A 6,397-nucleotide genomic window follows, 5' to 3' on the forward strand; every position below is an offset into this window, starting at 1 on the left:
CATTCAATATAGTGCAGACAACCTCGACACTTTCTAAAGTGCTGTAAAGGAGGTTTTGACATGGTATGATTCCGTATTTCTTTAGATATAGTAGTAGGATCTTTGTTGAGCATTTCTCCAATATATTTAAAAGAAGAATGTTGTAATAGCTCCTGCTCAATAAAACTTCTGTCAGACAATGAGAGATGTCTTTGGTTATGAAAGCTGTTTTTCTTATCCATGGTAATCCTTTCTGACAGATAACCTTGGATATAGTAACAAAAAATATGTGCAGGAGTAAATTCCAGATTAATGCATCTGAACAGGAATTTAGTTTTTCATATTACGGAAACACTATGTCATTCATAAGAACATATGTTTTGCTGTTTTGACATAAAAAATCGCAACCATAGATTTCTCTATGATTGCGACTCATTCATTCTTACAGCCCACGCTTTATTAAACTATTATTATTTCTTTTTTTGTATCTATAGCGTATATATACCTTTCTTCATCAGTTTTTATAAATCCAATTAATTGAAACATCTTCTGGCTCTGAGTATTAAATGCATATATATTGGCTTTCACCTTATCCATCCCCTTCTCCTTAGCAAGCTCTATCATGTCAAGTATGCATTTTCTGCCAATATGCCTATTCTGGTACTCCTTGCACACCACTATTGCTATTTCTGCATTATCCCTAAGAGATACATCTCCTACAAGTTTTCCCTGATATTGTATGTAATAGCAGCTACCATGCGCACTAAGATAATCATACATAGCATGTAGTGTTTCAATATCATAAGCATGATCAATATTGTCAACTTGCTTACAAACATCTAAATCTTGGTACCAAGGAAACGATTCCGCATCATTTCTATAGTACGGAGTCAGAAGTAAGTCATCATCGATTATCCTGTTACACCTAAGCCTAAATACATCGCATCCATCAACATTTCCCTCATAAATAAAACCAAACTTCTCAGCGATATGCTTTGTTATCTGTTGTTCAGGATTGCATTCAATAACTGCGTTCTTTCCGTCCAGCTTGGCTCTCTTTATCAGTTCTTCCGTTAATTTGCTTGCATAGCCTTTTCCCCATGCTGATTTATCCAGGATCCAACCTAGCTCCACAGTATTCTGTTCATAATCATGATAAATTACATAGCCAATATAATTTCCTGTTTCATCCTCTGCCGTATAAACAAGCGGTGGTTCAGATAGACCGGCACTATGAATGAATTCTTTTGTTTTCTCAAGCGTATATGGTTCCTCTATATATTTCATTACAACCGGATCAGATAATGTCCCATATAGGCTCATTAGATCTGATCCGCTCATTCTTCTTATGTTCATACTTCTCCACAAACTGATTAAATAATATATTTGAGATGCCAAATTGGCATCTCATATTCTGTGCTTTCCAATCTTTTATTATGATTTTTCCAAGCGATAATACCTAAAGTATCCCTCTTCTTTCAAAAACTGAAATCCAATTTTTTCAAGGATATGCTGACTCCTTGTGTTCTTCACAACAGTGTCCGCATTAACTGCCACCATTCCCAGTTCATCAAATGCATACTTTATAGCAAGTTTCTCTGCCTCTGTTCCATATCCTTTACCTTTAAAATTATCATTTTGCATATGAATACTTAAGGTGCATTCTCTCTTATCCATATTAATCTGCTTTAACTGTAATTTTCCAATAGGTCTGTCCTCAAGCATGATTGCAAAAATTCTGCGTGACGTTCCCTGCTTTGAATCGAAATAGTGATCAACTGATTCCTCGTTGTAAACATATTCCTTAAATATGGACATATCCATGTATATAGAGTCATCATTCTCCCAAGACTTATAAAGCTCATGACAGAGCTCCCTTGTCATTGGACGAAGTCCAACTATATTATTACTCTGCATAAATCCTCCCCTTTTAGCATATGCAAATACTCTTAATCAATCATACAAGCTCTTAATTATATCAACATCCAATTAGGAGCATCAAGCCATGTTTAAATAAAAAAAGAGAAGCATCACTGCTTCTCTCTTACTGCCGGCGACCGGGATCGAACTTTCCTGCGCCTTTCAAATACCAATGGAAAGGAGGCTGGCGATTTCACTTTATTTTCTGAACCCATTTCTGAACCCAGTTATTGATATACATCAAATGTTTCACCATTATGTGTATCCGCATAAATACTGTATTCTTTTCCAATCATGATAGCCTTAGCATCAAGGCCATGTCCTATATCTCTTGTACATGCTACGGGAAGCACCTCTGAGATATGCATTTTCAAAAGATCATATACAGTATGCGATAGTCCTGCTTTTTCATAACCCGTGAAAGTCCCAAGCAATACACCTGATATTTGGTCAAACACACCTATATCATCCAATTGGTTAAAAAGAGTCCCTATCTGCCCGGATTCTCCACCAAGTGCCTCAAGAAGCAATATCTTCCCATTCATATCAGGCCAGTACCTGGTCCCTGCAAGCTTGGTAAAACAGCGGATATTGCCACCTACAACCACACCTTGCATGTCGTTTCCTTGCAAAAAGCTGTATTTTATATCAAACAGGTCATTATTCTTTCCTGAAATGTAATCTGAAAACCTCTGCTTTTGAACATCTCTGCATGACCAGATTATATTTTTTATCTGATAAAGAACTCCCGGTTTGCCCGTCATTGTGTATATGGCATTGATAACAGTAGTAAGATCACTATATCCCCAGAAAGTCTTACCAACCTTTGATATGGTGTCATAGTCTAAATATTTTAACACTCCATTAGCCAGGTCTCCGCCGGAAATGTCGTAGATTGCATCTATCGCATCATCAGTGTAAAACTTCATGAGATCTTCGGCTCTTTCCTTATCAGTCCCGCTATATTCATCTATAGTTCTCTTGAACTACCACCACCGTCTATGACGGAAGTGGATTCCTGCTTCAGCCACCCAGGTTATTATCTCGCACAGGAAATATCCTGGTGAGTTTTCCCCCACGGTGTCCACAGGCGTTTGGTTCCCGTAGTCCCTACGGTACCTTTATTTCGTTTATGCTACTGAAGGCAGCAAGGTTTTCCCTTTACTCAGGATATTGATCGCAGCATTTACGTCTCGGTCATGTATAGCCTTGCACTCAGGACATGTCCATTTGCGGATACTAAGGGCTTTGGTTTTCGGCTCCTTGTGTCCACATATATGACAGGTCTGTGTTGAGGCATAGAACCTTGGTACTTTTACAAGCATGCCACCATGAAGCACCATCTTATATTCGAGCATTGATATGAACTCCGACCATGATACATCACTTATGGATCTTGCAAGTCTGTGGTTCTTTGTCATCCCTGCTATATTTAGGTCTTCAATACATAGAAGGGAACACTTCCTGGCAAGATACGTGCTCTCTTTATGCAGAAAGTCATGTCTTGTATCTGATATCTTTTCATGAAGGCGCGCAACCTTGAGCTTCTGCTTACGCCAATTTGAAGAACCTTTCTTCATACGTGAAAGACGACGCTGTTCTCTGACAAGCTTATTCTCATATCTGTACAGGTATTTGGGATTACCTTTCTTTGTCCCATCGTCCAGGATATAGAATGACTTAAGTCCCAGATCAAGGCCATGCTCATTTCCGTCATTGCGTTTTGTAACAACAGATGATGCTATCTTTACCGTCAGTGATACAAAATACTTCCCTGAAGGCTTTTGTATTAGGGTGGCATTTTCTATTATTCCGGGGACCTGACGAGAAAGCCTGATCTTTGTCCAGCCAAGCTTGGGAAGATGGATGTACCTATTATCGGCAGATATCCTTATGCCATCAGACTGATTGCGTGTCCTGAATGAGAGTCCTGTACTTTTCTTGGCATGGTATAAGGGATAAGAAGCATCGCCACGCCAGAAGTTCTCAAAGGATCTCTGGAGGTCTTTGAGCTCCTCCTGAAGTGCCATGGAGTCAGCCTGCGCCAGCCAGGGGTAAACAAGCTTTAAGTACTTCAGGTCATTTGCACAGGTATTGTAGTTCATACTGCGGTGCTGAGTGCGCCATGCAAGGCTTCTCAGGTTCAGATAGTAGTTGTGGACGAACCTGCAGCAGTCAGCAGTAATCTGTGCTTTTGCTTTTTGTAAGTCATTGGGATATATGCGGTACTGATATCTGAGGTAGATATACTCATCCATAGAAGCTGCTCCAAAACTTGTCTTATGCTAGTATTATAGCACTTTTGCAGCTCTATAGCAAACATATGTTCTCGTATTACAAAATTTAAACATCAGTGCGATTCATCCCACAACCGACTTCATCGGAAGGGGTTTTCTCGCACGTTATTATAATATGCGGTGAAAGAGCTGTTTCAATATTCATGTTGTCAAGAACCTGTTCAAGTTCAGTTATCTGATCCTGCCACTCCGGCAAATGTCCGTTTGAACAAGCTGAAATACCAATTTTCATTATCTTTTCCCTGTTTTTATATAGCTTATCAGTTCCTCTAAATCATCAAAGTCGTCATAGTCTCCCATAATTCCTTCCCGATGATAAACTATACCTGCCTTTTCATTGCGTTCAAGGCAATCCAATAGCTCTTCTACTCCAAACCTTCGTGCATATTCCGCAAATGCCCTTGCTTTAATCTTGTCTGCATATAAGCCTTTGCGACAATTCGCCGGTTTGCATTCATAACATCCATTCAGATTTTTATCAATACCACACCTGCGGACCTCACACCACTCGGCATCTTTACACCAGGATAGCTCCATAAAGCCATCTCTTTTACATCCCTTACAGGTTACATTTTCAGAACACAGGCAACATGCTAATCCGCAACGCGCTATTCCAAGTTCTCTTTTCATCTTCCCTCCCAGGGTTAGTCTAAAAAAATACTATAGTTTCAACCGCATATCCTTATATTTTTGATTTCTTTCTTCAAAGCCAATCTTTTTATAAAGAGAATAACCTTCTTCTGTAGCCTTCAGGTCAATATAACACAGACGATTCTCCTTGGCATATTTTACCAGATCGTTCATTAAGCGTGTGCTGATGCCTTGTCCACGATACTCTTTCTCAGTGAATACGCTCAGCACTTCACCAACTAGTCCATTTTGCATAGATGGATTAGCTGGTTTTTCTATAAGCAAAAGATATGCCGTGGCAACCAGCTGTCCATCAGCTCTTGCTACAAAAGCAATAAGCTCTTTGCCCAGTTTTCTCTCAAAATAACCAGGTAATTGCTCTTCCATGGCATATTTATCAGCTTCGCTGATAGTTCCATAATCATCCATGATATATGCAATTCGAAGCCTGGTCAGTTCTGAAATATCTTTTTTATTTGCAGTATCAAATGTTACATTCATCATATTTTCACCCCTCTATCAATACACCTATTATATCAGACAAAAAGCAGACGGTACATATGTTCGGTATGATCTTCAAAAAAAGAGAAGCATCTCTGCTTCTCTTCTTTACTGCCGGCGACCGGGATCGAACCGGTACGGGTATTACTACCCACGGGATTTTAAGTCCCGGGCGTCTGCCAGTTCCGCCACGCCGGCATTTACCATATTATGCTGTGGTAAAAAATACGCGATATGCAAATATTACATATCGCGTTAGTGGGGCCTACAGGGCTCGAACCTGTGACCCTCTGCTTGTAAGGCAGATGCTCTCCCAGCTGAGCTAAGACCCCTTTTTAATGAATACTGGGTATTACGCGGTTCTTCAATATACTATTAAAAAACCATAGTGGAGCTTCAGGGACTTGAACCCGGGACCGACCGGTTATGAGCCGGTTGCTCTAACCAACTGAGCTAAAGCTCCTGATAAATGACTCCGACGAGAATCGAACTCGTGTTACCGCCGTGAAAGGGCGATGTCTTGACCGCTTGACCACGGAGCCTAGTGCTTAGCGGGCGTCTTGTGACCGCTTAGCAATAGGCCCTGCTGGAGTTCTTAGCGAGGTTCTCTCGAGCTTAGAACTTCAGTTGAGCCTGGCCTTAAGACGACCTCTCGCGCTCCCCCTGTCGGACTCGAACCAACGACACTTCGGTTAACAGCCGAATGCTCTACCGACTGAGCTAAGGAGGATTATAATAAAAAATTTTGTACCTTCAAAACCGAACACTGAAATCTCTTAGATCCGTCTCTAACCTTTGCTTTTTTGGATAAGCCCTCGACCTATTAGTACACATCAGCTGAACACGTTACCATGCTTACACCTTGTGCCTATCTAACCTCGTACTCTCCAAGGGGTCTTACTCCATAAAGGAGGGATATCTCATCTTGAGGGGGGCTTCACGCTTAGATGCCTTCAGCGTTTATCCCTTCCGGACGTGGCTACCCAGCCTTATGCACCTGGCGGTGCAGCTGATACACCAGCGGTCCGTCCATCCCGGTCCTCTCGTACTAAGGACAGCTCCTCTCAGAT

Annotated in this window: 8 protein-coding genes, 5 tRNA genes and 1 rRNA gene; all 14 read right to left on the reverse strand. The window is 40.9% G+C overall.

What is annotated here, in order from left to right; genetic code table 11:
* A partial coding sequence (locus tag G633_RS19725; protein WP_242838844.1) for a helix-turn-helix domain-containing protein occupies positions 1–221 on the reverse strand: 221 nt, incomplete at its 3' end.
* Positions 222–438: 217 nt separating this feature from the next.
* A complete protein-coding gene (locus G633_RS19730; RefSeq protein WP_196804242.1) occupies positions 439–1,335 on the reverse strand; it encodes a GNAT family N-acetyltransferase in 897 nt (298 codons plus the stop codon).
* A 78-nt stretch (positions 1,336–1,413) separates the two neighbouring features.
* Positions 1,414–1,896, reverse strand: a complete 483-nt coding sequence (locus G633_RS0107170; RefSeq protein ID WP_026519509.1) for a GNAT family N-acetyltransferase — start codon at positions 1,894–1,896, stop codon at positions 1,414–1,416.
* A gap of 230 nt (positions 1,897–2,126) precedes the next feature.
* Positions 2,127–2,873, reverse strand: coding sequence for an LD-carboxypeptidase (locus tag G633_RS17705; RefSeq protein WP_255346141.1), 747 nt, complete (start codon positions 2,871–2,873; stop codon positions 2,127–2,129).
* A 156-nt stretch (positions 2,874–3,029) separates the two neighbouring features.
* The gene (locus G633_RS0107180; RefSeq protein ID WP_026519510.1) at positions 3,030–4,157 is read right to left on the reverse strand and encodes an RNA-guided endonuclease TnpB family protein; all 1,128 of its coding nucleotides are present in this window, start codon (positions 4,155–4,157) and stop codon (positions 3,030–3,032) included.
* An 85-nt stretch (positions 4,158–4,242) separates the two neighbouring features.
* Positions 4,243–4,428 (reverse strand): hypothetical protein, encoded by a 186-nt coding sequence (locus G633_RS0107185; protein WP_022770956.1) that lies wholly within the window; start codon positions 4,426–4,428, stop codon positions 4,243–4,245.
* Positions 4,428–4,826: a DUF3795 domain-containing protein gene (locus tag G633_RS0107190; protein ID WP_022770957.1), complete on the reverse strand. Its 399-nt coding sequence runs from the start codon at positions 4,824–4,826 to the stop codon at positions 4,428–4,430. Before G633_RS0107190 ends, G633_RS0107185 begins: the two co-directional genes overlap by 1 nt.
* A 30-nt stretch (positions 4,827–4,856) precedes the next feature.
* Entirely contained in the window at positions 4,857–5,330 is a 474-nt protein-coding gene (locus tag G633_RS0107195) for a GNAT family N-acetyltransferase (protein ID WP_022770958.1), read from the reverse strand.
* 109 nt (positions 5,331–5,439) lie between these two features.
* Positions 5,440–5,525: transfer RNA gene (locus G633_RS0107200), tRNA-Leu, on the reverse strand.
* Positions 5,526–5,586: 61 nt separating this feature from the next.
* Positions 5,587–5,659 (reverse strand) — tRNA-Val (locus tag G633_RS0107205).
* A gap of 57 nt (positions 5,660–5,716) precedes the next feature.
* Positions 5,717–5,790, reverse strand: a tRNA-Ile gene (locus G633_RS0107210).
* Between the two features lie 7 nt (positions 5,791–5,797).
* Positions 5,798–5,869, reverse strand: a tRNA-Glu gene (locus tag G633_RS0107215).
* Positions 5,870–5,984: 115 nt separating this feature from the next.
* Positions 5,985–6,057: transfer RNA gene (locus G633_RS0107220), tRNA-Asn, on the reverse strand.
* 73 nt (positions 6,058–6,130) lie between these two features.
* Positions 6,131–6,397 (reverse strand): 23S ribosomal RNA (locus tag G633_RS0107225); the annotation flags it as partial.

The sequence above is a fragment of the Butyrivibrio sp. FCS006 genome (genome assembly GCF_000424525.1).
GTDB lineage: Bacteria > Bacillota > Clostridia > Lachnospirales > Lachnospiraceae > Butyrivibrio.

What these genes read in the sequence shown, in the direction of transcription:
- G633_RS0107170 (WP_026519509.1), bottom strand. Translation starts at nt 1,896, where the DNA reads ATGCAGAGTAATAATATAGTTGGACTTCGTCCAATGACAAGGGAGCTC.
- G633_RS19730 (WP_196804242.1), bottom strand. Translation starts at nt 1,335, where the DNA reads ATGAACATAAGAAGAATGAGCGGATCAGATCTAATGAGCCTATATGGG.
- G633_RS0107185 (WP_022770956.1), bottom strand. Translation starts at nt 4,428, where the DNA reads ATGAAAATTGGTATTTCAGCTTGTTCAAACGGACATTTGCCGGAGTGG.
- G633_RS0107195 (WP_022770958.1), bottom strand. Translation starts at nt 5,330, where the DNA reads ATGATGAATGTAACATTTGATACTGCAAATAAAAAAGATATTTCAGAA.
- G633_RS0107190 (WP_022770957.1), bottom strand. Translation starts at nt 4,826, where the DNA reads ATGAAAAGAGAACTTGGAATAGCGCGTTGCGGATTAGCATGTTGCCTG.
- G633_RS0107180 (WP_026519510.1), bottom strand. Translation starts at nt 4,157, where the DNA reads ATGGATGAGTATATCTACCTCAGATATCAGTACCGCATATATCCCAAT.